The sequence below is a fragment of the Burkholderia mycopellens genome, assembly GCF_964265025.1.
Lineage (GTDB): Bacteria > Pseudomonadota > Gammaproteobacteria > Burkholderiales > Burkholderiaceae > Burkholderia.
Genome location: NZ_OZ183803.1, coordinates 1906381 through 1930494 on the forward strand (window position 1 = coordinate 1906381; position 24114 = coordinate 1930494).

Consider the following 24114-nt stretch of genomic DNA (forward strand, 5'->3'; position numbering starts at 1 on the left):
ATTAAGCGACCGTTTCCGATCTTGCTCGCCGGCTATCGGCCAGTCGCCGAGACGATGAACACCGGGCCCTGCTCTTCGCGAAGTGTCAACCGGCGGCGCGTGATGTCGAGCGACGCTCCATAGAGATCGGATGCGGACGTACCGGCAGCTGGCAACTGCGACAGATCGACGTCGACTGCGTTCCTGTTTCCATAGCACCAGACCACGTATTTCACGACGCCATCGGTCCGCAATTGCAGGACGGCGAAACGGCGGACCTGATCGAGAAACAATCGTGCAGCTCGGGCATTCGCGGTAAACAAGAACAGATTGCGAACTGCCACGTACGCCGGCAGCGGTGTGTTGTCAGCGTCCAGCAGGCCGAAGTTGTGCTCCATGTTCTTCGGGTCGCGGCCATCGTTGCGCATGTCGTAGTAGGCGGTGAGCCCGATTTGCGCGACCCAGTCGACCAGCAGGCGTCGTACCGCGTAGCGCGCCTGACGTTCGCGCGCGACCGGGTCGTGGCCGTCTCGGGTGTGCGACACGTACTTGTAAGCGTAGGTCGGATATGACCACTCGGTGGCCCAGATGGCGGGCGCAGTATGATACGTGGCGAGATCTCGCGCGAGCGCGGCATAGTCGCCCAGCGCGGTTTCCGGCGCATTCTGCCGATACGGATGCACGCTGACCGCGTCGGGTGCGGGCTGCGATGCGCTGCCGATATCGCCGACCGCCCGGATGAATGTCATGTCGACCTGCTGAACGCCTCCCGTCGCAACGACCGCATTCGGATTCGCGGTCTTGACCGCCCGGACGGTCGCTTCCAACAGGTTCCGGTACGCGGCCGGCGATGGCGGCGCGAGCCAGTAGTCCTTGTGGTCCTGCTCGTTCCAGACTTCGAAGCGTACGGGCTGATCGCGATAGTGCCGTGCGGCTTGCGTCGCATATTCGGCGAATGCGTCGACCTGGGCAGGCGACGTCGGCGGCTGCTTGGGTGCGTATCGCGGATGCCCGTAGCCGAGGATGAACAGCGCGCCGAGCCCACGCGCGCGCAGGTTGGCGACGAGCGCATCGTAGTGCGAGAAATCCCAGCCTTTCGGCGTTTCCACCGAATCCCAGAACAGGTCGGTTCGGACGAACGAGAAACCGGCGTCTCGTACTGCGTCGAGCAGCGCCGGATCGTCGATCTCGTGAATCGCGACACCCGAATTCGCGCGCGTGTCGAAAAAGCGCGGGAGGGCGACGAACGGCAGCATCGGCGTTTGCGTCGCATTCGGCAGGACAACGGCCGGTTCGTCCGAGCTGGCGGGATTCGATGCCGTCGATATGACTGCGGCGCCGAGCAGCGCGGACGCGAACCACCTCGCCCACGACCTCGCGCGTGCCGGTTGAATGGCCCTACTCATCGACTGCCTGCCCAAGTCGCCGTGTGCTCCGGGGCGTCGCGGCCGGCATGCACGGTCAGCGTGCGGATCGCGAGGCCCGTGAAGAGCAGACAGCCAAGCGCTTCGAAGATATCGGTCGTCACGCCGCTCAACAGCACGAACAGCAGCATCAGCCATGCTCGCGGGTCGTCGGTACGACTTGCAAGCACGCGCTGAACGAATACGAGCATGACGAGCACGGCCCCCGCTACACCAAGATTCGCGACGACATAGAGCGCGGCATTATCGGAATAGCCGGTATTGAAGCCGAAATCGGCCGTATAGTACGCCGTCGCCGAACCGAAGCCGCCAGGCCCGACGCCGAACCAGAGCAGATTTGCGCTCGCCATGCCGTCGAGCAGCTTTGGCCAGGTGTTCAACAGCCGGTCCTGCATCGAAGCGAGCGACCCCGTATCGGGGACACCCACGTTGGTCGTCGCGGCGATCACCCATCCCGCGACGGGCAATACGATCATCAATCCCGTCAGCACGATACAGGCGCGCTTGAGACCTGTCGTTTTCAGCATGGCGAAACAGAGCAGCACGAGCGAAAGCGCAATGAGTGTCGTCTTGTTGGTGGTGGCCCAGATCGCAGCCGCCGACATTGCGAGCAGCGCCACGATGGCCATCGCGTTGCGCAGGCGCGGGACGAGCCACGTGGTCAGCAGGCCGATCACGAGGCCGGTCGTTGCGCTGCTTCGACCAAAGCCGGTCAGGCGCGGGACGGTACCGACGTAATTGGACGACGCGAGCTGCACATTGACGCCGTCCACGTCGATGCTGCCGCCCACCCATGGCAGGTGTACCAACCCGTTGAGCATGACGCCGGCGCAGCAGGCCGTCGTCAATGCGACGAACGCGAGCCGGATCGGGTTCGACTCGAGCATGTCGAGCGCACCGGGCGGCATGAGGAGCACGAACAGCAACGGCGCGACCGTCCAGATCCAGAAACACGCGGCCACGAGACTGATGCCGTTCGCGAGCGAAACGCACAGTTGCACGGCCAGGTAACTTCCGGCGAGCAGCGTTTCGATGCGCGGCCGCACCACGAGGCCGAGTACGATGCAGCCGACCATCATGGCCTTAGGCAGATAGCCGAGCATCGAAATGCCGGCGAGCGACGTGTAATAGCGGATCGCGCCGGAAAAGACCTCGCTTGCGATCGCAATCATGAATGTGGCGGCCCAGAGCCGGTTAGTCGATCGGTTTCCGTTCATGATGCTGGAGACACATGTTTTCGAGCGGAGCGACGCGAAGGCGTGACGCGCGACAGGGTTCGCGCAAACCGCCCCGTGCGACGTGCGCCGACCAGGCGCGGCGAAGCGTCGCCGGCCTGCGTTCATGTCCGGCCAGTATAGGTGGGCACACTCGGAAGAAACGTTCGACAACCCACACTTTCAGTGCCCGCGGCGTGGCGGGACCGCGCCGCCGCCTTCCCCCGCGTCGTGCGTGCAGCGCGAATCGCGTCACCCCGAACGCACCGGCACGTTGACCAGCCCGACCCGTTCGCGACGGAGAACATAAGCAAGCGCGACGGCAACCGCTGTTTCGGCGATCAATACCGCGATCGCGGCGCCCCGCTCGGCAAACAGCATCGCAAGCGGCGGCAGCAAGGTCATGTTCAACAAGCCGGACGAGATCAGGATGACGCTGAAGGCGCGCTTCATGCCGAGCGGCAGCATCGTTTGAACACCGAACAGATCCGTCAGGCATGCCATGAACGGCACCAGGGCCAGGCAATGCAGCACGCCGACCGTCGGCGCAAACGAACTGCCATACAGAATCCTGACGGCGATCGGCGCGCATGCGTAGATGGCTGCCGACATGGCCAGCACGAGCGCGCCCTGCACGACGATCAGCTTGCGCAGGAACGCAAACGCTTCGTCGCGCGCGTGATGCATCAGATAGGTGACGTGCGGATAGGTCGATGCCCGTAGCGGCTGCAACAGGCCGACCGCGGCCCGGATCAGCTTGTCGCCTGCGGCGAAATAGCCGGCGGCGACGTTACCCGAGACGATACTCAGCAGCACGGTATTGGTCGACGCGTAGAACGAGATCGACGTCGACGCGAGGAACACCTGAAAGCCGCCTTGCAGCGCTGCGACGATATCGACAAACCGCACGCGTACGCGCTCGATCTCGCGCTGAACGAAGAGATACGCAAGCAACGTGATTCCGCACAGCAACGGCACCGCCGCGTTGATCGCGACCGCGGGCAGGAGATCGTCCGGCGTGCGAACCCACAGGAAGAACGCGGCGACACTGAGCGCACGGTACACAACCACCGTGACGCTGAACACGCTCAGCCGCTGGATTCCCTGGAAGTACCAGCCTGGTGTAAGCGCGGCACCGATCGCCATCCCGAATCCGACGAGCAGCGCCGTGCGTTCCGCCGCGAAATGCGGGATCAGCATCGTCAGCGCCATGATCACGGCGAAGCCGGCGACGGTGATCAGCCACTGGGCGCAAACCGTCGTCCAGAAAATGCGGGATCGCTCGACCCTGTCCTTCGCGAGCGCGACACGCGGCGTTGCCGTCAGGTCGAAACTGTAATTCGCCAGATTGATGAAGTATGTTGCCACCGCCAGCACGAACGACAACGTGCCGTACTGTTGCGGGCCGAGCACACGCGTCAGCAGTGGCAACGTGACGAGTGGCACGACATATGTCGATATTTGCAGCGAAAACAACAACGCAAAGTTTTTTCGAACGGCGGTCATCGTGCTTTCCGGGCTGAATGTGAACCTTGCACCGACCGTCAATGAGCCCACGTGCGCGGACCGTCCCTGCCGATGCCGAGCACGGCATACAGCGACGACGCATAGCAGTCGATCGAGTAACGCGACCAGTCGTAGCGACGGTTCGTGCGGTCGAGGTGTGCACGCAGTTCGACCAGTGCGCGTGCGAATTCTTCAGGCGCATTCCGGTAGCGAATCTTGTTGCCGATCTCGTCACCGAAGGTCGAAAGGCTTCCGATGTCGTGCACGAGCGCCGGGAGGCCGAGCATCGCGGCTTCGACGATGACGAGGGGCGCGTTCTCCACCCAGATCGACGGCAACACGAGGGCATCGTGCATGGGTAGTGCGGCGAACAGCGTGTCGTGATCGAGGCGTCCTGCGAAACGCAGCCGCCCCGATTCGACGAGTGCCGCGTACTGGCTTTCCAGGTTGCTCCGCTCCGATCCGTCACCGTAGACGGTGAGCGATGCAATCGCATCGCCGGCCGGCTCAGCCATCCGCGCAACAAACGGCACGAGGCCCTTGTCCGGTTCCACGCGACCGACGAACGCGAGATCGAGACGATCGCCTTTCGCGGGCTTCGGCGCGCGGGGCACCAGTGTGGCGTCGATCGGGTTCGGTACCAGCGTGGCGGGCGTTCGGCCGGATCGCGCGATCAGGTCGCGCATGAACGGACTCGGACAGAGTATCTCGTCGAACAGGCCGATCGGGTCGAAAAGCGCATTGACCGCATGCCAATGCAACTTCTTCGCGACATCGTGAAGAAAACCGTGCGGGCTGGCGGTGAAGGCGAAACGCCTGGCGTGACGCAGCTCGTCGAGCGCCAACGGCCGCGCCCTTCCCCGGGAATAGACCATCAGACTCGGGTTGTAGAACAACAGATGGTAGTCGTGCGCGGTCATGTACAAGCCACATCCCGAGCGCCGCTTGTAGCGGGCCAGCACGGGCAGGATCGCGCTCGACAGCAGATTGTGATAGTTGTGCACGAGGATCCGTTGCGGACGAAATCGCTCGAGCAGCGTGACGAGGGCACGCGCAGCGGCCGGCGACCACGTGCGCGCGCGCCGGCTATCTTCGACATCGGGCAACGTGTGCTCGTCGAAGGTTTCGACCACGACGTCGTCGCGTGCGCGCAGCACGTCGACCGATACCCGATATACCTCCTCGGCCCCGCCCCTGCGAACGAAGTCGTTGATGACCAACACACGCATCACGACCGGCCTCAATGTACGTTGTACGGTGAGAGCGACGCGTCGTCACGGTCTTCGTACGCAGGAGGCGGCTCTGCCCCCCCGTTCAACGAGCGTGCGCCATGCCATCCTGCATGCCCGGCCCGCGGCGCGCGGCGGTTGCTCGTGTTTCGGCAATCGTGGTGATTTCGTTGCATCGGTATTCCTGAACGACCTCGTGGCGCCCACGCCGTCGCAGGCGGGGCGACACGAGAAATGGACACCGCCACGATAATGTTTCGGACACCGGGGATCTGTTCGCACGGTCACTTACGGGCGGATTCAAACAGGCGTCCCCATGCACCAGGGCGCGTTCCGTCCCGTGCACCGGCCGGCTGCCAGCCGTTCAGCCGCCCCCGAATTGCCGCCCCGCCGCGCTTGCGTCGGTGCGACGCTTGCCGAAATGCTACGGAATCGCGCGTTTCGTCTTCGCTTCCGCGTCCGTTTGCGCGACGGCGGTGGCGACGGGCACAGCCGGCGCATGCCAGTCGACCAGCAACGCAGCACATCGATCGATCACGAATTGTGCAGCGGCTGCGCCATGCAACGAGTGGTCGAGTGCATCCTGCGTGTCGACCGATACATTCGGAAGATGCGCGAACGCACCGGAGGACGCCGAGCCGAAATTCCGGACCATGACATCGATGCCGGGGTCGAACGTACCGTAGATCAGATGAGTCTGAATGCCACGCGCAGACATGTCATGCAGCAAGCCGCGTGGCGTGTCCTTTCCCGGCCCCCGGCCGACACGCTCCATGAGGCGCCTGACCGGTACGGTCATGACATCGGTGACGAAACGGAAAAGCGCGCGGAATACCGGACGCGGGTCGCGCCCCTCGGTCAGCAGGCGGCGCCACTTGTCGAGGTTGCGCAACGAGGCAGCATAGCCGCGCATCGAATTGGTCTGGTTATAGACGACGTTCGCGAGCGTCTGCCCGCGCGGCCAGATGAAAACCGGAAGATTGACCGCGATCACACCGGCCAGTGGCCCCTGCGCGGCCGCGTGAAGCGACGCGTACGCCCCTGAGCAGATCCCGAACGCAACGATCTTGTGGTGGCCGGCATCTTTCAGCCAACGCGCGGCGGCAACCATGTCGCCAATCGCCTGGTCCGAGTACGGAATGTCCGTCTGGTCGTCACGCGCACGCTGGCTGCTATCGCCAATGCCGCTCGAATCGATACGCAAGCTGCAGATGCCAAGCGCCGCGAGCGACCGGGCCAGCCGAACGGAGAGTCGTCCGTCGGCAATGCGCGGATTGGCGGCCGTATTGGTAATCAGCAGCGTCGGTGCACCGGCCCGTATTCTCTCGCCCGCCGGTTCGCACAACACGCCGACCAGTTGTTGCGGGCCCACACGAATCAAATGTTCGACGCTGCCATTGCCCGCCAGTACGACCCCGCACACTGGACGTTGCTCGGCGACGCGAACGACCGTTTCCGAACCGTCGTCGACCCAGTTCGCGATCGTATCGGGCAACGCATCGGGCAGCCGCGACCAGAGCGGCTCGCGCATCGCGACCGCCCAGTCCTGGCACGTATGAACGCTCGCCGCGACACCGCGCGCCTGCAACGCGTCCGACAACGCCGCGCTGTCGCCATACGGCGCATCAACGAGCAACGCACGCGCCGGCAACGTGCGCATGTTCGCGACGGCGTCGCACAGGTCGATACGCCGGAGCGCGCCGACGAGATCGTCGGGATACGCATGGCCGAGTACATTGAACGGCCGTTCGTGGCGAACCGCATCCCGTACGGTCGGCGGCACGTTATCGAGCCAGCGTTGTGCGACGAGGGAAAGCTCTCGCACGTAGCTGCGGCCACGCACGACGGGCGCGACTGCGACGAAGCGTGTGAGCCCCGGCATGCGGTCGGCCGCGAGGAGCGCCAACGTTGCGCCGGCACGCACGCCGACGAGCGTCAGGCTGTCCGGCGCAACGCGTTCGTGCAGCGTCCGAACGGCCTGCCGGATGCTCGCCAGCATGCACTCGAAGCGCTCCGGGTCCTGTTCGTCGCCGAGTGAATCGCCGCTCGCCGGATAGTGAAAACGCAGCACCGGGAAGCCACGATCGGCGAGATGCTCGGCAAGTGAGCGCACGAATTTATGAAGCCAAAGCGCCTCGTGGCCAAGCGGCTCGCAAATGACGATGCCATGGGGTCGATTTCCCTCGTGAAGCCAGCCGACGCATCCATCGAACTGGATGGGTGTCATGGTTTGGTCCTTGTTGTAAGTGTCTGACGGGCCGGATTTCAATGCGTGCTTGCCGCAGGCCATGAGGCAAGCGGTCGATCGCTACTCGCGTGAACGAAGGGACGCGCGCATGATGCGCAAGCGTTCGCCGAGGACCACCCCGATCCGCAGACGCTTCGTCGTCGAGAATGCTTCCGAGAATGTGCTCAATTCGGATTCCGTCACGCCGGATGACCTCGATGCGCCAGGCGGACGGCCCCGCTCGATCATCCACGGGTAGTTAATCATTCAATCCTGACGTTTTCCGTACGTCACATTACAATTTCAATACCTGTCGCTGCAACGCCGCACGAGGCGGGCCGAAACGACGCATTGGCAAGGCGTCGTCGCAGCCGGCGCGAGAAAAATCGCGACCACGGCATTCGGAACATCGTTCATGGCGTAACGGCGCGGGCCGTCAGCGCACCCTGCGCCGCAGACGGAATCAGCAGATTCACGACACGACTCCAGCGCACCAGCGATGACGCGTCGACGAATACGACGTCGCGACGCTCGAGCGCGAACTGATCGGCAAGCGCGTACGATGCCGGCGCGCTCCCGTCCAGGTGGTAGACCTGCGGCCGGTTGCCGGGCCCGCGGCGCACCACGTAGATCTGTCGCGCGTCCGACGTGTACTGGCTCACGCCGCCCGTATCGCCGAGCGCTTCGCCGAGGCTCATCCGCCCGTCGGTCAATGTCAGCGTCGCCGGGCGTGTCACCTCGCCCAGCACGAACACCTTCGCGTCGCTCGTCGCGCGCACGCGCACCAGATCCCCGTCGCGCAGCAGGATGTTCGACGGATTCACGCCTGCCGCAACCATCGCCGGCAGGCTCACGTTCACCGTCTTGTCGCCGCGCGTTACCGTGACTTGCGAGCGATCGGCCGCAGTGGTGAAGCCGCCTGCGCGATCGATCGCCTCGGGCAGCGTCATCGGCATGTCGTTGACGATCTGCAACCCGGGGGTGCGCACTTCACCGTCGAGATAGACGCGCTTGCTGCGATACGCCTGGATGCGCAGCGCAATTTGCGGCTTGCGCACGTATTCGCCGAGTCGCCGGGTCAGCGCCGTGCGCGCCTGCGCCTCGGTCATCCCCGCCACGTGTACGAGGCCCGCGTACGCGAATTGCACGTTACCGCTCGCGTCGACCGTGTAGCCCGCCGCGACCGAATTGGTGCCGATATTGTCGCCATTGGTCGCCTGGGCCGTGGGCAGGTTCAGTTCCGGGTGATCCCATACGACGATGTTCAGCACGTCACCGGGACCGATGACGTACGCCGTCGGCGTGCCGAACAGGTGCCGGACTTCGGCGTCGACGCTGGTAGAACGCGTGGCGCGCTGCTGCTCGACGAACGCCGGCGTGATCTCGATCAGGTCCTCGCTCGACACGTTCTGCACGCCGTCGAGGCCGCCCGCGCCCGATGCGGCGACGCTCACACGCGCATTCGCGTCGCGTTCGGCCGGCGCGCGGTAGGTCATGCCGGGCGCAAATGCACATGCGCTCAGCGTACACACGGTCACCCCCACCGCAAACAGTCGCAGTGAACCGAGCCTCGATATAGTTTGTGTAGTCGTTGACATCGCGTCGTTCCAAACTGTGCGGGAACCCGCCCGACATGACGGATTACCGCATTACGCTTGCCGGCACGGCTCGCGCTGCATTGCCGCGCGCCCCTTGTCACAGCGCATCATTCCATACAGCTCATCATGAGCAGCACCCTGCTGGGCTTGTCTGCATCCTGTCGCCGGCGCAACCTGCCGGTCGTGCTCCGGCCGGGTTGCTCACGCGCTGACACGTGATTGGACACTGTCTGGCGACGCGTGTATGTGAGCAACCCCACCGAAAACCTATCTTCATACAAACATCCGATCGGGCCCCGAAGAACACGCCGCGGCCTCGCTGACCACACTGCCTGAAACCGGCGCCAGGCTGCCGCGAGCGCGGTCGCCGGTAATCCGCGATGAACCAAAAAAAAGCGCACCGATCGGTGCGCGTTGCGGTGGAGGGTCGTGTCACAAAGCCGCTATGGCAACCTTGTCAGCCGCCACACCATTTGTTCAGTGTCGCGTCGAACGTGAAGGTCAGAACCTGACCGGTTGCCATGACGACATTGGCCCCGGTCGTCGTCTGAAGGTTCGCGTTGTTCGCGATCGTGCAATTCCCGTTGGTCGCAACGATCTTGACCGACTGACCATCTATGCCGCCGGTCAGGTTCGTCAGCGTCGTCGGCAACGCATAGTTCGCCGTCAGTTTGCTGATACCGGTCACACTCGGCGTCGAGCTCGTGCCGACGAAGCCGTTCGACCAAAGCGCCATCGCATTGCCGGCGCTGTCGGCCGTCGGCGCGCCATAGCTGTAGCGAACCAGTCCGGTCGCATATTCAATATGAAATTGCCACGGCCACATCTGAAGCAGGCGCCCGCTTGCCCATGCGCCACTGACTGCGCGCCCGTACCGATCCTCAGGGATGTATTTGTAGCGCCCGGCAACACCGGTAGCCTGCGAACCGTCAACGCAAATCTTCGAAAAGTATTCGCCAGCCGGAATGTATGACGTATTTGACGAAGAGGGCGTGAATGTGTAGGTATCGGTCCCGGCCGTCACGCTTCCGGATCGCGCAATCGTGCCGGTTATGCCAAAAATCGTTGCCAGCGTGGTGTCGCCAGTTCCATTGACTGCATTCACCGGCATGAAGATCGACAGATTAGGCGTTGTGTTGAAATTCCAGCCGGGAATCGCCACTGCGCTCGCGCCCGTCAGCGTTATCGCAGAAGTGATCGATTGAAATACGCTGTCGGTCTCGCAATCAATTTTTAAATTATATGGGCCCGTGGTAGAGATGAATGCCGCCTCGGCACAACCGAAGTAATTTCTGAACTTGATCGCGTTGTAGCCGACGTTTCCGATAGTCACGCCCTTGACTGTCTTGGGAAAAGAAAAGACAAATTCATTGTCATACGGATAGGTATTGAAATTCGGATTCGGTAAAATTTCAACCGCGTAATCGTTGCGAGCACTCAACGGGAAATTGATTTCGAAGACACTATTGGTGATCTGTCCCACTACGCTGAACATGCGCCCTCCGCTCAGGCCCATCGTTGTCATGCGGTCGTGCAGCAGGATGTTGCGAGCTTGAATGCCGGTCATTGCGTACCCGGTGTTCGACGTGCGCCGGTCTTGCACGGCGAGCGCCGTGCCGTAGCTGAAGATGATGTCGATATTGTTCAGGTTGAACAGGTTCGACGAATCGGATCCGGTGGCGGCTGGACTGTCGTCAAGATAGATGCCGAAGCTGGGCGTGTTCGTCGACACGTCGCCACAATGCCTGATCTTCATCGTACCCAGATTGACTTCGCGTACGTTGGCGCGCGCTTGCGTCGCTCCGCTTCCGGTATCCATCCACAGCACGCCGCCCCCCCGGAAATACAGGCAGTTCACGTGCGCGACGTCGAGCCAGTCCACGTTGCCTTGCAATACCAATCCATGTTGAAGCGATGCGCACGCGCGATTTCCCTGAAGGGTAAAGTCACGCAGCACGCAACCGGCCAGCACGGCCGTGTTGGATGTCCATGACACGTTGCCTGTTTGCGGCAGGTCCGTCGCTTCGCTATTGAAACCCGCGTTCAGTACCGTCAGGCATTGACCGCTGACCCCGGCGCCAAACTGGATGATCGAGGTACGCGCCGAATGCCCGAACAATGCTATCGGCTTCGTGATCGCGGGAAGCGCGCTGCCCGAATAGTAGACCCCGGCAGGAAGATCGCCTTTGACCGGCCAGATGGTCATCAGGTAGTTCAACCACGCTGTCAGGGCCGGGCCGTCGTCGCTGCCGTAGACCACATTCGCTGCCGTCGCGGAGGCACTGGCTGCTTTCGCGAGCGTCACTTGCGTTGCGCTGACGAATGCCGCAATCGTGGTGGAGACCACAAGCGTCGCGACGCCGCTGGCATTGGTCGTCGCAACGTCGATTCGCTTGCCCGCATCCGCAGCCGTGAATGCCGCCGACGCCGATGTGAACGCCGTTGACCCCGACGTCGTTACCCCGTCATTGACGATCCTCGTGTTTCCCTTTGCGCCGAAGTATTTGGCGCTGACCGGCAAATTGGCAGGCAGCGCCGCCGGCAGATCGATCCATACCTGCGTGGTGCCCGCCGCGAGATTGACGACAGCCCCGCCGTTGCTCGACGCCAATACGGTGGTACGCGACAGCGTGTTCCCGCTGACGTTGTACGTGCCGATTCCGATCTCCCAGCTTCCACTCGGGGCACCGGCACCGGTCACGGCCTGCAACCCGTAGTAAAAGGTATCTGCATTTGCACAGACGGACGAAAACGAACGGAATCCGGTCATTGCCCCCGCAAGAGAGAGCGCCCCCGTGCCGATAGTGGTCGTCGTTTCCTGAACCCGATCCTGTAGCTGGAATGCCATATCGATCCTCGACGTGTGGTTGACTGATACGCTTGAATGGGGAAATCCTGAGGGGATGGGCGAGCACGATCGTTCGCACGCGCCCATTCCAGAATAGAAGCGACATTCCCGACAAACAGTGCGCGAAATAACTGAAGCCCGGTTCGATGCGTACGCAACGAACCGGATCGCCCGCCTCGACGTATCGACCGCAAAACCGCTCGCACGCAGGCACTTCTTACCCGATCGCACAGCATCGATCGGAAACGATGACCGCTTTTCCGCCCCGCCGCACGCCCCTGCCGAAGAAAGATCCGACATATCGGTAGAAACACCGATGCTGTAGTCAAACTACATTCATACCATTAGTCGCTGCAGAGAATCGCTACATCCGATTCGGCAGCGTCGGGCGGCCCGTGCGTCGCCGTCCGCGTTGACCGGTCGAGCCCAACCGGCCGTAACGATTCCCCGCCTGGCCTGGCATGCGACGCGCAACCATCCAGCATCGCCAGCCGAATGCGTCCGGTGCGAATCCACCGGACGTGCGCAGCTCCAGACATCATTCGAACAACCGGCAATACGATCATGGAGAGCAACATGCGGGACAAACTCTGGCCGGCCGTCGTGCTGGCAGCGACCCTCTGCACCAATGCCTACGCAAGCAACGCCGATTTCAACGCGCAGGGCGACGCGACCGATGCGTTCGCGTCTGCCGCGGCAGTTCGGCGCGCCGACCTGCTCGTGCGCAAGATGACACTCGACGAAAAACTTCAATTCATTCATTCGCAATACGAAATGTCAAAGGTGCCGGGCGGCGGCGCCGGCTACATCCAGGGCGTGCCGCGGCTCGGCATTCCCGACCTGAACATGGTCGACTCGGCGACGGGTTCCGGCAGCACTTCGCAGGCCAGCACGACGTTCCCCGCGACGATCGCCGTCGCCGCGAGCTGGGATCGCCGCCTGTCGTACGACTACGGCAAGCAGGTCGCCATCCAGTTGCGCGCGCAAGGGTTCGGCATGGGTCTCGGCGGCGGCACCAATCTCGCGCGCGAACCGCGCGGCGGGCGCCTGTTCGAGTATCTCGGCGAGGATCCGCTGCTCGCCGGCGACCTGCTCGCCGAACGCACGCTCGCCACGCAGCGGCAGAAGGTCATCGCGACCATCAAGCACTACGCGGGCAACGAGCAGGAGCACGGCCGGATGGGCGGCAACACGCAGATCGACGAGCGCACGCTGCGCGAACTCTACCTGCTGCCGTTCGAGATCGCCGCGAAGCGCGGGCGGCCCGGCAGCGTGATGTGCAGCTACAACCGCCTGAACGGCACGTATGCATGCGAGAACCCTCACCTGCTGAACGACGTGCTCAAGAACGAATGGGGCTTCCAGGGCCAGGTGCAGTCCGACTGGGGGGCGACGCACAGCACCGCCGCCGCGATCAACGCCGGGCTCGACGAGGAAGAAGACGTCGGATCGACCGTGTACCTGACGCCGGCGGCCGTCAAGCAGGCCATTGCGAACGGCTCGGTGTCGACTGCACGACTCGACGACATGGTGCGGCGCAAGCTCGCGGTGATGATCCGCGTCGGCGTGATGGACGATCCGGCCAAGGGCGGCGGCACGATCGATTTCGCGGCCGCGAGCCGGTTCGCGCAGGCCGCTTCCGAGCAGTCGATCGTGCTGCTGAAGAACGACGGCAACCAGTTGCCGCTTGCCGCGTCGGCACTGTCGCATATCGCCGTGATCGGCGGCCATGCCGATGCGGCCGTGCTGTCCGGCGGCGGCTCGGGCAACACGCGCGACCCCGTATCGGGATCGTTCGCGGGCTGCGGCGGCCTCACGTTCGGTTCATCGACGGGATGCAGCTGGTGGCGCAATCCGTGGCTGAAGGTCGACGTGCCGATCGTCGCCGCGATCCGCGCGCTCGCGCCGGCCGCGCAGGTCACGTATGCCGGCAACAGCGATCAGCAGTCGCCGTTCCGCGCGTACACGCAGCAGGAGATCGACCAGGCCGCGGCACTCGCGGGCCGTTCGGACGTCGCGATCGTGGTGGTCGCACAGCCGGCTGGCGAAGATTTCGGCGATCTCCAGAGCCTGAGCCTCGCGAACCCGTCGAACCAGGATGCGCTCGTCGAAGCCGTCGCGCGTGCGAATCCGCACACGATCGTCGTCGTCCAGAGCGGCAACCCGGTGCTGATGCCGTGGAAGGACCAGGTATCCGCGATCGTCGAGGCGTGGTATCCGGGCGAAGCCGGCGGCAAGGCGATCGCGAACGTGCTGTTCGGCGCGGTCAATCCGTCCGGCAAGCTGCCCGTCACGTTCCCCGCGCGCGATCAGGATTCGCCGACCTGGGGGCAAAACGGCGCGTTCGACAACGATCCCGTCTATGCGGAAAAGCTGAACATGGGCTATCGCTGGTATGACGCGCACAACATCAAACCGATGTTCGAGTTCGGCTACGGGCTGTCGTACACGCACTTCGCGTATTCGGGGCTGTCGGTGTCGAAGCAATGGGACGGGTCGCTGAGCGTCGCGTTCACGGTGCGCAACGACGGGCGCGTTGCGGGCGCGGAGACGCCGCAGGTCTATCTCGGCGTGCCGTATAAGGACGAACCGCCGAAGCGGTTGGTCGGCTGGGAGAAGATCCGGCTGAATCCGGGCGAGACACGGCGTGTGCGCGTTACCGTGTCGCCGCGCATGCAGAGCGTGTGGGATACGTCGCGTAACGGCTGGCGCGTGGTGCCGGGCGGGACGGTGTATGTCGGTGCGTCGTCGCGGGATATCCGGTTGCAAGGGCACTGAGCGGCGATAGCCCGAAGGAAGAGCCGCGCATGTCGTGCCCGGCTCTTCCGTATTCACCCATCCGCTGACGGCCCTTACCAGAGCAACAGCGCCAGCAACGTCGCGAGCGCGGCGATCTCGATCAAGCCGCAACAGGTGAACGGCCGCTGCCGCACCATTCACATCGGCGCGCTTCGCCATTGCGTGTCCGGTGGATCCGCCGGGCCGGATCCTGACGGCATCGAGTTGCTTCGATGCGCACCACGGTAAAATCCGGCTTCCATCCCGCCCATGCAGCTGGCCCATGCCTGCCCGGGTCAGCATCGAAAGAGTCGACACGCCATCATCACCTTGATTTCCTTACACTTTCCCCGCCGCGACGCATGATGTACTCGCTCGCCACCACTTACATCCGCGAACTCGAGATCCGCAAGAGCCGCTTCATCGCGTACGCGATTCCCGTCGACGACCGCGACGCCGCGATGCAGGCACTGCAACGCCTGCGCGAAGAACATCCGACGGCCACGCATGTGTGCTGGGCACTGCTGGCGGGCGGCCAATCCGGGATGTCGGACGACGGCGAGCCATCGGGCACCGCGGGCCGCCCGATCCTGGAAGTGCTGCGCCATCACGATCTCGACGGTGTGCTGGGTGCGGTCGTGCGCTACTACGGTGGCGTGAAGCTCGGCGCGGGCGGATTGGTGCGCGCGTACACCGATGCAATCGCGTCGGCGCTGCTCGATGCCGAGCGCGTCGAGCGCATCCGCTACACGCGGCTCGCGATCGAGATCGGCTATCCCGAGGAGGCGCGCGTGCGCCGCTGGATCGAACAGGCGGGTTATGAACTGGTGGACAGCGCGTACGGGATGACGGTCAGGCTCGTGATCAAGCTGCCCGAGACCGCCGACGTGAACGCGCGGGCCGAGTTGTTCGACCTGACGCAAGGGCGATCAGGCTTTCCCGATCTGTGACGAGCGGCAACCGCGCGCCCCGTCGCCCCCGCTACCGGCAAATTCCGCCGAAAAATCAGATACGTCCGATAGAAAAACCACACGCCGCCACTTAATCTCACCGGGTTCCCGGCGACTCGCGCCGCATACGTTTCCCGCAGGCCGGCGCAAGCAGCACGCAACCGCCACCGGCCGAGGCGGCGCGCCTGGGCCAGGCGCGCCGACGTACGGTTCACCACGCGTCGCCAATAATCAAAACTCGACTACGGGATATCGGACGCATGCATCAAGTGAAGGCACTGCAAGCCCAGCTTGCGGAACTCGATCGGCGCATCAAGGCGGCGCGAAGCCGCGAACGTAACGCGGTGCTGGCGCAGGTACGCGAACTCGTCACGAACTACGCGCTGACCGCACGGGAAATCTTCGGGCAGGGTTACAGCGATCGCGCGAAGCTGTTCACCGTCGGTGTGAAGTATCGCGACCCGACAACCGGCGCGACATGGAGCGGGCGCGGGCGCGCACCCGCATGGATCGTCGGGCGCAACCGCGACGCATTCCTGATCCGGGAGTAACGCGCGCCGCGTTGCACGGCGCGCCCCTTCATCGCATCGAACCCGCCGCGGCCACTCAGTAAGTATCCGGCACGATCATGTTGTCCGGCACCGGCCGGCGGATGTAATCCTCGTGATGCTCGCGCGGCGGCAGGTCGATCGGTGCGTGCGGCACCTCGTGATACGGCACCTGCTGCAGCAGGTGGTGAATGCAGTTCAGCCGCGCGCGCTTCTTGTCGACGGCCTGCACGACCCACCACGGCGCGTCCGGAATGTGCGTACGCAGCAGCATCTCTTCCTTCGCGGCCGTATAGGCTTCCCAGCGGCGGCGGCTCTCGAGATCCATCGGGCTCAGCTTCCACTGCTTGAGCGGATCCTGGATCCGGCTCTGGAATCGCACTTCCTGCTCGTGATCGGTGATCGAGAACCAGTACTTGACGATCTGGATCCCGCTACGCACCAGCATCTTCTCGAACTCGGGCACCGAACGGAAAAACTCCTCGTATTCCTCGTCGGTGCAGAAGTTCATCACACGCTCGACGCCCGCGCGGTTGTACCAGCTGCGGTCGAACAGCACGATCTCGCCACCGGCCGGCAGATGCGCGACATAGCGCTGGAAATACCATTGCGTGCGTTCGCGGTTGTTCGGCGCCGGCAGCGCCGCCACGCGGCATACGCGCGGGTTCAGCCGCTGCGTGATGCGCTTGATCGCACCACCCTTGCCGGCCGCGTCGCGCCCCTCGAAAATGACGACGAGCCGGTGCCCCGTGCTCACGACCCAGTCCTGCAGCTTCACGAGTTCGCCCTGCAGCCGGAACAGTTCCCGGAAATACTGCTTGCGCGCCTCGCGACGCTCCTGCGAAAACAGCAGGTCGTCGGTGTCGTCGAAGCGGCGATCGTCGAGCTCCATCTCGAGCTCTTCGTCGTACGCGTCGACCAGGTCTTCCTCGAAACGGCGCTGGCGCACCTCCATCGATTCCATATCGGTGCGGTCGTCGGTCTCGTTACGGGTATCGTTGTCGCCCATGGGGCCTCCTTCCATCATTGACGCAGCCAAACTCCGACATTATCCCAGTGTCGCGCGTCAAATTCATGAAAAAGGGCCGGCGCGCCGGTCAGAAGCGGAATGCGAGCAGTACGCTCGCCAGCACGGGGTTCGCGGAAATATCGAACGTGTTCGACGCGAGCTGCCGGTTCGGCTGGTCGATGTCCAGCGTAATCTTCGTACGTAACGGGATATAGGTCACCATGCCGGTGACCCAGAACCGGCGCGTGATCTGGTAGCTCGCGCCGACGGTGAACACCGGCTCCCACACGCTCTTCACCTTGGCCGACACGTTGGTCTTGCCCGACAGCAGCAGGTCGCCGCCGGCATCCCAGATACGCTGGAACAGCGACGGGTCGAGCAGCAGCGACTGCAGGCTGCCGATGTCCGCGCCCGCCGCGAGCAGCCCGCCGAGCGACGCGAGCTTGCGCTGGAACACCGGATTCAGGTTCGTGTTCGTGAAGCGCGTATAGCTGATGCCGATGCCCGCGAACGGGCGGAAACGATCGTCGCGCTCCCCGAGGTAATACTTGAACACGACGGAGCCGAGCCACGCGCGCGTGGTCGCGAGCGGATTGCTTTGCGTGTTCGCGAGATCGATCAGCGGAAAGCGCCCCTGGACGCCCGAAAAAATCCGGTCGAGCGGCAGCGCGATGCTGCCGTGCCCGCGCAGGGTCAGCACCGGCGGAATGCCCGCGCCGAGTTCGGCCGCCCAGTTCTCCGAGACGAAGTGGGTCAACGTGAACGCCAGCGTGTTCGTATTGCTGAGCGACAGGCTCGAACCCTGGTTCTGAAAGCTGTTCAGCCCGAGGGCGTCCGTGTGCGTCGTCACGGGTGTCGATCGGCCGGTCGTGCCGATGAAGTGCCAGCCGAGGCCGACCATGTTGCGGTCGTCGCCCATCAGCTGCGTCAGCAGCGGCGGCGCCTGGGCGGCCGGCAGATCGGGCAGCCGTGACGGGTCGATCGGATGCAGTTCGTACGGCATCCGGTCGGCGTGGACGACGCCGCCGGCCGGTGCGCGATCCGCCGTCGCATCGCGGGGTGCGGCCGGCTCGCAGCCGCCAGTTGCGCCGTTGTCGTCGAAGCCGATACCGTCCGCGCCATCGTCGCGCGTGGCCACGCATGCGCGCCCCGCCCCGCTGGTTCGCTGGCCGAGCGTGATCTTGCGCGCCGTCAACGGTACGGTGTCGGGTTGCGGCACATCGCCCGAGTCGTCACGCTCGCGGCGGGCCGGCCCTGCATCGGTCGCCCACGCGCTCGCATCGAATCCGTCCGCGTCGCCGCCCGGCCAGAAGCCGATTCCGTCGGCGCCGGCCTGCCAGCGCGGCTCGGCGTCGCCGTCCGGCTGCGGCGCGCCATGCGCGACGGCCGCGCAAGCGCACAGCGCCGCAGCGAGCCAGCGCGACAGCGGGCGCACGGCGCCCGGCCGCGCGCGGCGGCGACGATCCTTGTCCCGGCTCGCCATCGGCTCAGGCCGGCACGCCGAACAGGCGTTGACGGATGCGGTACAACGGCTCGAACAGCCATTCGAGCAGGCTGCGCCGCTCCAGCACGATATCGGCCTTCAGCATCATCCCGGCCCGCAGCGACAGTGGCCGTCCTTCGAATGCCGGCATGCGGTCGGCCAGCTCGACCCAGGTCTTGAAGTAGGTTTGCGGCGTAGCGGTATCGCCCGGCAGGTTCAGCTCCTTCGCGGAAAACGCGACGGGCGAGATCGACAACACCTTGCCGCGATAGGTGCCGAACTTCTCGACCGGATAGCTGGCGTACGCCACCTTCACTTCCTGCCCTTTCTTCACGAAGCCGGCCTTCGACGACGGAATGTAGACCTCGGCGATCAGCCCGTCGGCCTTCGCGGGCAGGATCTCGACGACGCGCGTGCCCGGCGGGTCGATCACGCCGCCCTGCACGACGTCGAGCCGCACGATCTGCCCGTCGGCCGGCGCGTACAGCACCTGGTTCACGTTCTCGTCGATGTTGTATTCCTTCGCGTTCAGTTCCTCCTGCTTGATCTTCAGTTCCGCGTTCGCGCCGTCGTACTTGCTCTGCATCGTGTCGAGGTCGCCGCGCAGCTTCATCGCGTTCTTCACGAGCTCGGCGCGGCGCAGCAGCAGGTCCTGGTACGCCTGCCCGGCCTGCAGGTACTGCGTGTTGACCTGGTTGTACTGCTCGAGCGTCACGACCTGTTCGTCGAGCAACTGCTTCACGCGCGCACGCCGCTCGCCGTATTCGTCGACGATGCGCTTCTGGTCCTGGATCTGCCGGTCGATCAGCCCGCGGCTCTCGCCCTGCGCGGCGATCTGCTGGTTGATCTGCTGCACCGACGACTTGTATTCGAGCCGCGCGGCATCGATCTGCTGCGTCACCTCGACACGCTGCCGGTCGAGCGCCGCGCGCATCCCCTGCACGTTGTTGGCCTGGCTCACGAAGCTCGTGTCGCGCGTCACCGCCAGCAGCCGCTGGCCGGCCTTCACGTGCTGGTCCTTGCCGACGTAGACGTCGCGCACGGCCCAGCCCGGCGGCGCGCTGACGCCGATCAGCCCCGAGCGCGGCGTCAACATCCCCGACACGCTCTCGGTATTCGCGTAGCTCAGTTCGACGAGCGCGGTCACGAACATCGCGAACATCGCAAGTGACAGGTAGCAGAAGAACCGCAGCGACACCGGCACGTCGACGACGCCGTGGATCACGGTGCCGAAGGTCGTGCCGCGCGCAAGCTTGCGCGACGGCTTCTGTTCTCGGAGGGTGGCGTTCCAGGTCGGCATGGGGCGGGCTCGTCAGGAGCGACGCCGCGCGGCCGCATCGAGCAGCGGCGTCGGCATCAGGTAAGGCGTGAAGTGTTCCCAGAAATGCCACTGCTCGGGCTGGCGTACCAGCGCCTGCTCGAGCCGGTCGACGATGCGCTGGTGCGTCGCGCGCACGGGCGACGCGTCGTCGTCCGCGCCGAGCATCGGCGCGAGCGGGCTGGCCGCGAGCTCGGTGAAATGCACCGCGCAGCGATCGCGGAACGGCACGCCCGTCGCATACGCGACGAGCAGCGGAATCCCCTGCTCGACCGCGAGCTTCACGCCGCCGCCGGCCATCCGCACCCAGCGGCCGCCGAGCCGGCAGCGGTTGGTCTTGCCGAACTTGCCGTGCAGATCGGAGAACAGTAGGAAGACGGGCGCCTCGCGCCGCAGGCTCGTGATCAGCCGCCGCAGGTGCACGCGCTCCTCGATGTCGATGAACTCCACTTCGCCGGCGCCGTATTCGGCGACGAGCCGCAGCGCATCGTCGAAGAACACGCCCGGCGCATCGCGGTGCAGGATCACCATCAGCTTGCGGTCGTCGGGAATCATGAAGCGCAGCTTCGTGACGAACAGCATCAGGTTGCCGAAGTGCAGCCCCGCGAGCATCAGCGGGCCGCCGCGCGCGAGCGCGGTGCGCAACTGCTCGTCGCCTTCGCACGCCATGCCGTCGATCATCGACTTCATCGATTCGAGGCTGTGGGTACGCAGCTTGAGCCCCGCGAACTCGGCCTCGAACAGCTCGCGCACGATCGCCGCCGACACTTCCCGCACGCGTCGCGGATCGTCGTCCAGGTGCGCGCTCAGCATGTATGCGACCGCGCGCTCGATCGACTCGCGAATGCACGGAAAGCAGCGCAGGCATGCGCCCGAGCACCAGCGCATCAGCCGCAGCCCGCGCGCGGGTGACGTGCGCAGCGCGACGGCGCGCACCGCGCGCCGCACCAGGAACGCATACGAGAACGGGTTGAGCAGAAAGAGCCGTCCGAGCATCACCGCGCCTCCTCGGCCGAACGCCATGCGTCGGTCGCATCGGTCAATACGCCGTCCTGCATCTCGTAGATCCGGTCGACCATCGACAGGATCGACGCATCGTGCGTGACGAGCACGATCGTGCACGGCAGCGTCAGCACGTTGCGGCAGATCTCGTGCGTCGTCGCCTGGTCGAGGTTCGACGAGAATTCGTCGAGGATCAGCAGGCGCGGCTCGCAATACAGCGCCCGCGCGATCAGCAGCCGCTGCATCTGGCCGGCCGACAGGAATTTCTGCGTATCGCCGAGCGGCGTGTCGTAGCGATGGTCGAGCCGCTCGATCTCGTCGTGGATGCACGCGAGCTTCGCCGCGTCGAACATCGCGCCGATCCGCGGCGCGGGCGCGAAGTTCGTGATGTTGTCGCGGATCGTCCCGCGAAACAGCTGGTCGGACTGCGTGACGGCCGCGAGATGCTTGCGGTACTGCCGCAGGTTCACTTCCGCGAGATCGACGCCGCCGACGAACAGCGTGCCGGGCTCGGGCCGCACGAGGCCGCAGATCAGGTTCAACAGCGTCGTCTTGCCGCTGCCGGTGCGGCCGACGATCGCGATCTTGCCGCCCGCCGGCACATCGAGCGCGATGTCGCGCAGGATCGGGCGGTGGCCACCCTTCGGCGTATACGACAGCGCGCGAATCGACAGCGCGCCGTCGAAACCGTCGACCGGTCGCACGACGGCGTCCGGCGCGGGCTCCTCGGTCTCGGTCTGCAGCACGTCCGCGACGCGATCCATGTGTACCTGCAGCACCTTGCGGCGCACGTAGAGCTGGATCGAATCGATGAACTTGTCGGCAAACAGGTTCTTGTACTGGATGAACGCGTAGATCACGCCGATCGTGCTCTGGCCGTGCATCACGAGCCACGCGCCATACGTGACGATCACGAGCTGCTCGACGTGCACGATGCCTTTCGAGATCGCATCGAACAGCAGTTGCAGCCGCTCCTGCTGGCGCATGGCTTGCAGCTTCTGCGTGAACGCGTTCACCCACAGGCTGCTGCGCGCGGTCTCGGCCGACAGCAGCTTGATCGAGTGCGCGGAGCGGATGTTCTCGATCAGCAGCGCGTCGGCTTCGGCGCCGCGCGTGAGGATCTGCGACATCGCGTCCTGCAGTTGCGGCTGGATCGCGAGCCGGCTGAGCGCGAACAGCACCATCCCGGCCAGGCTGATGCCGGCCAGCACCGGGCTGTAGTACAGCATCAGCACGAGCGTCAGCGTGCAGGTGACGATATTGAGCAGCCCGCCGACGAGGCCATCGACGAGAAAGCGCCCGACTTCCGACACCGACGACACGCGCGAGATCGAATCGCCGGTGTTGTGGAACAGGAAATAGCCGATCGGCAGCCGCGCGAGATGCCCGACCATGTTCGCCGACAACTGCTGCGACACGATGTTGCGCAGGTAGCTCTTGATGTTGCCGACGAGGTTCGCGTAGAGCGTGTCGAACAGGAACACGATCGCGAACAGGATCGTCAGCAGGTACAGGATGTCGACGTCGGTCTTCTTCAGCGCCTCGTCGATCGTCAGCTGCACGTACGACGGGCCAAGCAGCAGCAGGAGCTGCGCGGCGACGCCGCCCGCGATGCCGATCGCGAGGCTCTTGCGAATGCCGGTCAGCCCTTCGAGGTAGTCGCGCAGCCGGATCCGGTCGGCCTGCCCCGCCCGCGTGAAGCCGATGTCCGGATTCAGTTCGAGCGCATAGCCGGTGATGTGCGTAAGCGCCTGCGCGAGCGGCAGCTTCGTTTCGCCGAGCGCGGGATCGACGATGTGCACGCTGCCGTAGCCGACCTTCGTCAGCACGACATAGTGGTTCATCCCCCAGTGCAGGATGCACGGCGTCTTCAACGCATCGAGCTCGCCCGCGTCGAACTGCAGCCCGCGTGCGCGCAGGCCGAGATCGTTCGCGATCTCCATCAGGTCGAAGAACGACAGCCCGGAATCGATCCGGACCGGGTAGCGGTTGCGCAGCGTGCGCAACGTCGTTTCACGCCCGTGCCACGACGCGATCATCGCGAGGCAGGCCAGGCCGCACTCCGTCACCTCGTCCTGCAGGACCGGACGGACTTTACGCGTATTGAAGAGCATGGTCGGGCACCCGGGGCGCGACGACGCGCCGCCCGGGCCTGCCGGTAGCAGGTCCGTGGCGGGTCGCGCGATACGCATGGTCGCAGCCGGCACGCTGCCGGCTGCGACGGAAGATCGGTGTTACCGGCTGTCGGGCGGGCCGCTCAGCGCGACGAGCCGAGCGACATCCGGAACTGTTCGACGGCGCGGGCCTGGTACTGGGTCATCAGGCCCTGGAGCGTGGTGCCGATCGACTGGTTGACGAGATCGACCGTATAAGCGGCCGAATTGGAGTAAAGCGACGCGCCGCCGCGAATCTGGCGGGCCTGTTCTTCCGTGATGTCTCGCATTTTCTGTGGCCTTTATATTGTCGGAATGCCCGCCACCGTCAGCCAACTGAAATCCAAATGGCTTTTACTTTATTACGGAGATAATCCGGCACTCCTGCCTCCTGATAATCGCCCGAACCGAAAACAATGTATTTCGGATTCACTTTATTTCCACTGCGGCGATCGATTCTTTTCCTTCTGTTTCGCAGCATTTCGCGCGGGGGGCGCCTCCCCGCGCACGGCGGTTACTTGCCGGTGTTATTGAACGTCTTCGGGTTCTGCAGGTAATTGCCGAGGCTCGGCAGGAACTGGCCGAGCGCGGTCACCACCGGCGCGGCGTCAACGGCGAGGCTACCCAGCGAGCTGATCGCACCGCCGCCATGCACATTCCTGACCTGTTCCGTCGTCATGACCTTCATCATTCTCTCCTCGTAAAAAATAAAGATGATGCAAAGAACCTTCATTGAAAGACAAACGGCTTTTAATCCCTAGCGACCTGTTAATCTAATAATCACTGCGATTACGAGCCGAAATCAGGCTATCATGAGAGCGCATCGGAATTCAATGGAGGACACACTC

Annotated in this window: 17 protein-coding genes; 3 read left to right on the forward strand and 14 right to left on the reverse strand. The window is 64.4% G+C overall.

Going from position 1 to position 24114, the window contains the following annotated elements; genetic code table 11:
• Window positions 1-32: 32 nt before the first annotated feature.
• The 7 genes from ACPTTC_RS26825 to ACPTTC_RS26855 form a co-directional block, all read right to left on the reverse strand.
• Window positions 33-1385 carry a cellulase family glycosylhydrolase gene (locus ACPTTC_RS26825; protein ID WP_423394630.1) on the reverse strand — a complete coding sequence of 451 codons (1353 nt, stop codon included), beginning with the start codon at window positions 1383-1385 and terminating at the stop codon, window positions 33-35.
• A complete protein-coding gene (locus ACPTTC_RS26830; RefSeq protein ID WP_423395721.1) occupies window positions 1382-2575 on the reverse strand; it encodes a hypothetical protein in 1194 nt (397 codons plus the stop codon). Before ACPTTC_RS26830 ends, ACPTTC_RS26825 begins: the two co-directional genes overlap by 4 nt.
• A 294-nt stretch (window positions 2576-2869) precedes the next feature.
• Window positions 2870-4123, reverse strand: coding sequence for an oligosaccharide flippase family protein (locus ACPTTC_RS26835; RefSeq protein ID WP_423394631.1), 1254 nt, complete (start codon window positions 4121-4123; stop codon window positions 2870-2872).
• Window positions 4124-4161: 38 nt separating this feature from the next.
• Window positions 4162-5352, reverse strand: a complete 1191-nt coding sequence (locus tag ACPTTC_RS26840) for a glycosyltransferase family 4 protein (protein WP_423394632.1) — start codon at window positions 5350-5352, stop codon at window positions 4162-4164.
• 424 nt (window positions 5353-5776) lie between these two features.
• Window positions 5777-7579 (reverse strand): serine aminopeptidase domain-containing protein, encoded by a 1803-nt coding sequence (locus ACPTTC_RS26845; protein WP_423394633.1) that lies wholly within the window; start codon window positions 7577-7579, stop codon window positions 5777-5779.
• Window positions 7580-7992: 413 nt separating this feature from the next.
• Window positions 7993-9177, reverse strand: coding sequence for a polysaccharide biosynthesis/export family protein (locus ACPTTC_RS26850; protein WP_423394634.1), 1185 nt, complete (start codon window positions 9175-9177; stop codon window positions 7993-7995).
• A gap of 457 nt (window positions 9178-9634) precedes the next feature.
• Window positions 9635-12025, reverse strand: a complete 2391-nt coding sequence (locus ACPTTC_RS26855; protein WP_423394635.1) for a hypothetical protein — start codon at window positions 12023-12025, stop codon at window positions 9635-9637.
• Window positions 12026-12601: 576 nt separating this feature from the next.
• Here ACPTTC_RS26855 and ACPTTC_RS26860 point away from each other — a divergent pair.
• The 3 genes from ACPTTC_RS26860 (at window position 12602) to ACPTTC_RS26870 (ending at window position 16304) form a co-directional block, all read left to right on the forward strand.
• On the forward strand, window positions 12602-14803 hold the full coding sequence (locus tag ACPTTC_RS26860; protein ID WP_423394636.1) for a glycoside hydrolase family 3 C-terminal domain-containing protein: 2202 nt from the start codon (window positions 12602-12604) through the stop codon (window positions 14801-14803).
• A 362-nt stretch (window positions 14804-15165) separates the two neighbouring features.
• Complete coding sequence (locus ACPTTC_RS26865; RefSeq protein ID WP_423394637.1) at window positions 15166-15753, forward strand: IMPACT family protein; 588 nt, start codon at window positions 15166-15168, stop codon at window positions 15751-15753.
• Window positions 15754-16013: 260 nt separating this feature from the next.
• Window positions 16014-16304 carry an H-NS histone family protein gene (locus ACPTTC_RS26870; RefSeq protein ID WP_423394638.1) on the forward strand — a complete coding sequence of 97 codons (291 nt, stop codon included), beginning with the start codon at window positions 16014-16016 and terminating at the stop codon, window positions 16302-16304.
• A 55-nt stretch (window positions 16305-16359) separates the two neighbouring features.
• On the opposite strand, the gene ppk2 is transcribed toward ACPTTC_RS26870, so the two are convergent.
• The 7 genes from ppk2 to ACPTTC_RS26905 all read right to left on the reverse strand — a co-directional run bounded on the left by ppk2 (window position 16360) and on the right by ACPTTC_RS26905 (window position 23957).
• Window positions 16360-17310 carry a polyphosphate kinase 2 gene (gene ppk2, locus ACPTTC_RS26875; protein WP_423394639.1) on the reverse strand — a complete coding sequence of 317 codons (951 nt, stop codon included), beginning with the start codon at window positions 17308-17310 and terminating at the stop codon, window positions 16360-16362.
• 88 nt (window positions 17311-17398) lie between these two features.
• Entirely contained in the window at window positions 17399-18793 is a 1395-nt protein-coding gene (locus ACPTTC_RS26880) for an OmpW/AlkL family protein (protein WP_423394640.1), read from the reverse strand.
• A gap of 4 nt (window positions 18794-18797) precedes the next feature.
• Window positions 18798-20093, reverse strand: coding sequence for an HlyD family secretion protein (locus ACPTTC_RS26885; protein WP_423394641.1), 1296 nt, complete (start codon window positions 20091-20093; stop codon window positions 18798-18800).
• Window positions 20094-20105: 12 nt separating this feature from the next.
• Window positions 20106-21110: a hypothetical protein gene (locus tag ACPTTC_RS26890; protein ID WP_423394642.1), complete on the reverse strand. Its 1005-nt coding sequence runs from the start codon at window positions 21108-21110 to the stop codon at window positions 20106-20108.
• Window positions 21107-23227: a peptidase domain-containing ABC transporter gene (locus ACPTTC_RS26895; RefSeq protein WP_423394643.1), complete on the reverse strand. Its 2121-nt coding sequence runs from the start codon at window positions 23225-23227 to the stop codon at window positions 21107-21109. Before ACPTTC_RS26895 ends, ACPTTC_RS26890 begins: the two co-directional genes overlap by 4 nt.
• A gap of 143 nt (window positions 23228-23370) precedes the next feature.
• On the reverse strand, window positions 23371-23556 hold the full coding sequence (locus ACPTTC_RS26900) for a hypothetical protein (protein WP_021159490.1): 186 nt from the start codon (window positions 23554-23556) through the stop codon (window positions 23371-23373).
• A 224-nt stretch (window positions 23557-23780) separates the two neighbouring features.
• A complete protein-coding gene (locus ACPTTC_RS26905) occupies window positions 23781-23957 on the reverse strand; it encodes a hypothetical protein (protein ID WP_006479216.1) in 177 nt (58 codons plus the stop codon).
• Between the last annotated feature and the right edge of the window lie 157 nt (window positions 23958-24114).

Bases quoted from the DNA above. Each gene is read 5' to 3' on its own strand.
- ACPTTC_RS26825 (WP_423394630.1), bottom strand. From the start codon at position 1,385: ATGAGTAGGGCCATTCAACCGGCACGCGCGAGGTCGTGGGCGAGGTGG.
- ACPTTC_RS26830 (WP_423395721.1), bottom strand. From the start codon at position 2,575: ATGATTGCGATCGCAAGCGAGGTCTTTTCCGGCGCGATCCGCTATTAC.
- ACPTTC_RS26835 (WP_423394631.1), bottom strand. From the start codon at position 4,123: ATGACCGCCGTTCGAAAAAACTTTGCGTTGTTGTTTTCGCTGCAAATA.
- ACPTTC_RS26840 (WP_423394632.1), bottom strand. From the start codon at position 5,352: ATGCGTGTGTTGGTCATCAACGACTTCGTTCGCAGGGGCGGGGCCGAG.
- ACPTTC_RS26845 (WP_423394633.1), bottom strand. From the start codon at position 7,579: ATGACACCCATCCAGTTCGATGGATGCGTCGGCTGGCTTCACGAGGGA.
- ACPTTC_RS26850 (WP_423394634.1), bottom strand. From the start codon at position 9,177: ATGTCAACGACTACACAAACTATATCGAGGCTCGGTTCACTGCGACTG.
- ACPTTC_RS26855 (WP_423394635.1), bottom strand. From the start codon at position 12,025: ATGGCATTCCAGCTACAGGATCGGGTTCAGGAAACGACGACCACTATC.
- ACPTTC_RS26860 (WP_423394636.1), top strand. From the start codon at position 12,602: ATGCGGGACAAACTCTGGCCGGCCGTCGTGCTGGCAGCGACCCTCTGC.
- ACPTTC_RS26865 (WP_423394637.1), top strand. From the start codon at position 15,166: ATGATGTACTCGCTCGCCACCACTTACATCCGCGAACTCGAGATCCGC.
- ACPTTC_RS26870 (WP_423394638.1), top strand. From the start codon at position 16,014: ATGCATCAAGTGAAGGCACTGCAAGCCCAGCTTGCGGAACTCGATCGG.
- ppk2 (WP_423394639.1), bottom strand. From the start codon at position 17,310: ATGGGCGACAACGATACCCGTAACGAGACCGACGACCGCACCGATATG.
- ACPTTC_RS26880 (WP_423394640.1), bottom strand. From the start codon at position 18,793: ATGGCGAGCCGGGACAAGGATCGTCGCCGCCGCGCGCGGCCGGGCGCC.
- ACPTTC_RS26885 (WP_423394641.1), bottom strand. From the start codon at position 20,093: ATGCCGACCTGGAACGCCACCCTCCGAGAACAGAAGCCGTCGCGCAAG.
- ACPTTC_RS26895 (WP_423394643.1), bottom strand. From the start codon at position 23,227: ATGCTCTTCAATACGCGTAAAGTCCGTCCGGTCCTGCAGGACGAGGTG.
- ACPTTC_RS26900 (WP_021159490.1), bottom strand. From the start codon at position 23,556: ATGCGAGACATCACGGAAGAACAGGCCCGCCAGATTCGCGGCGGCGCG.
- ACPTTC_RS26905 (WP_006479216.1), bottom strand. From the start codon at position 23,957: ATGATGAAGGTCATGACGACGGAACAGGTCAGGAATGTGCATGGCGGC.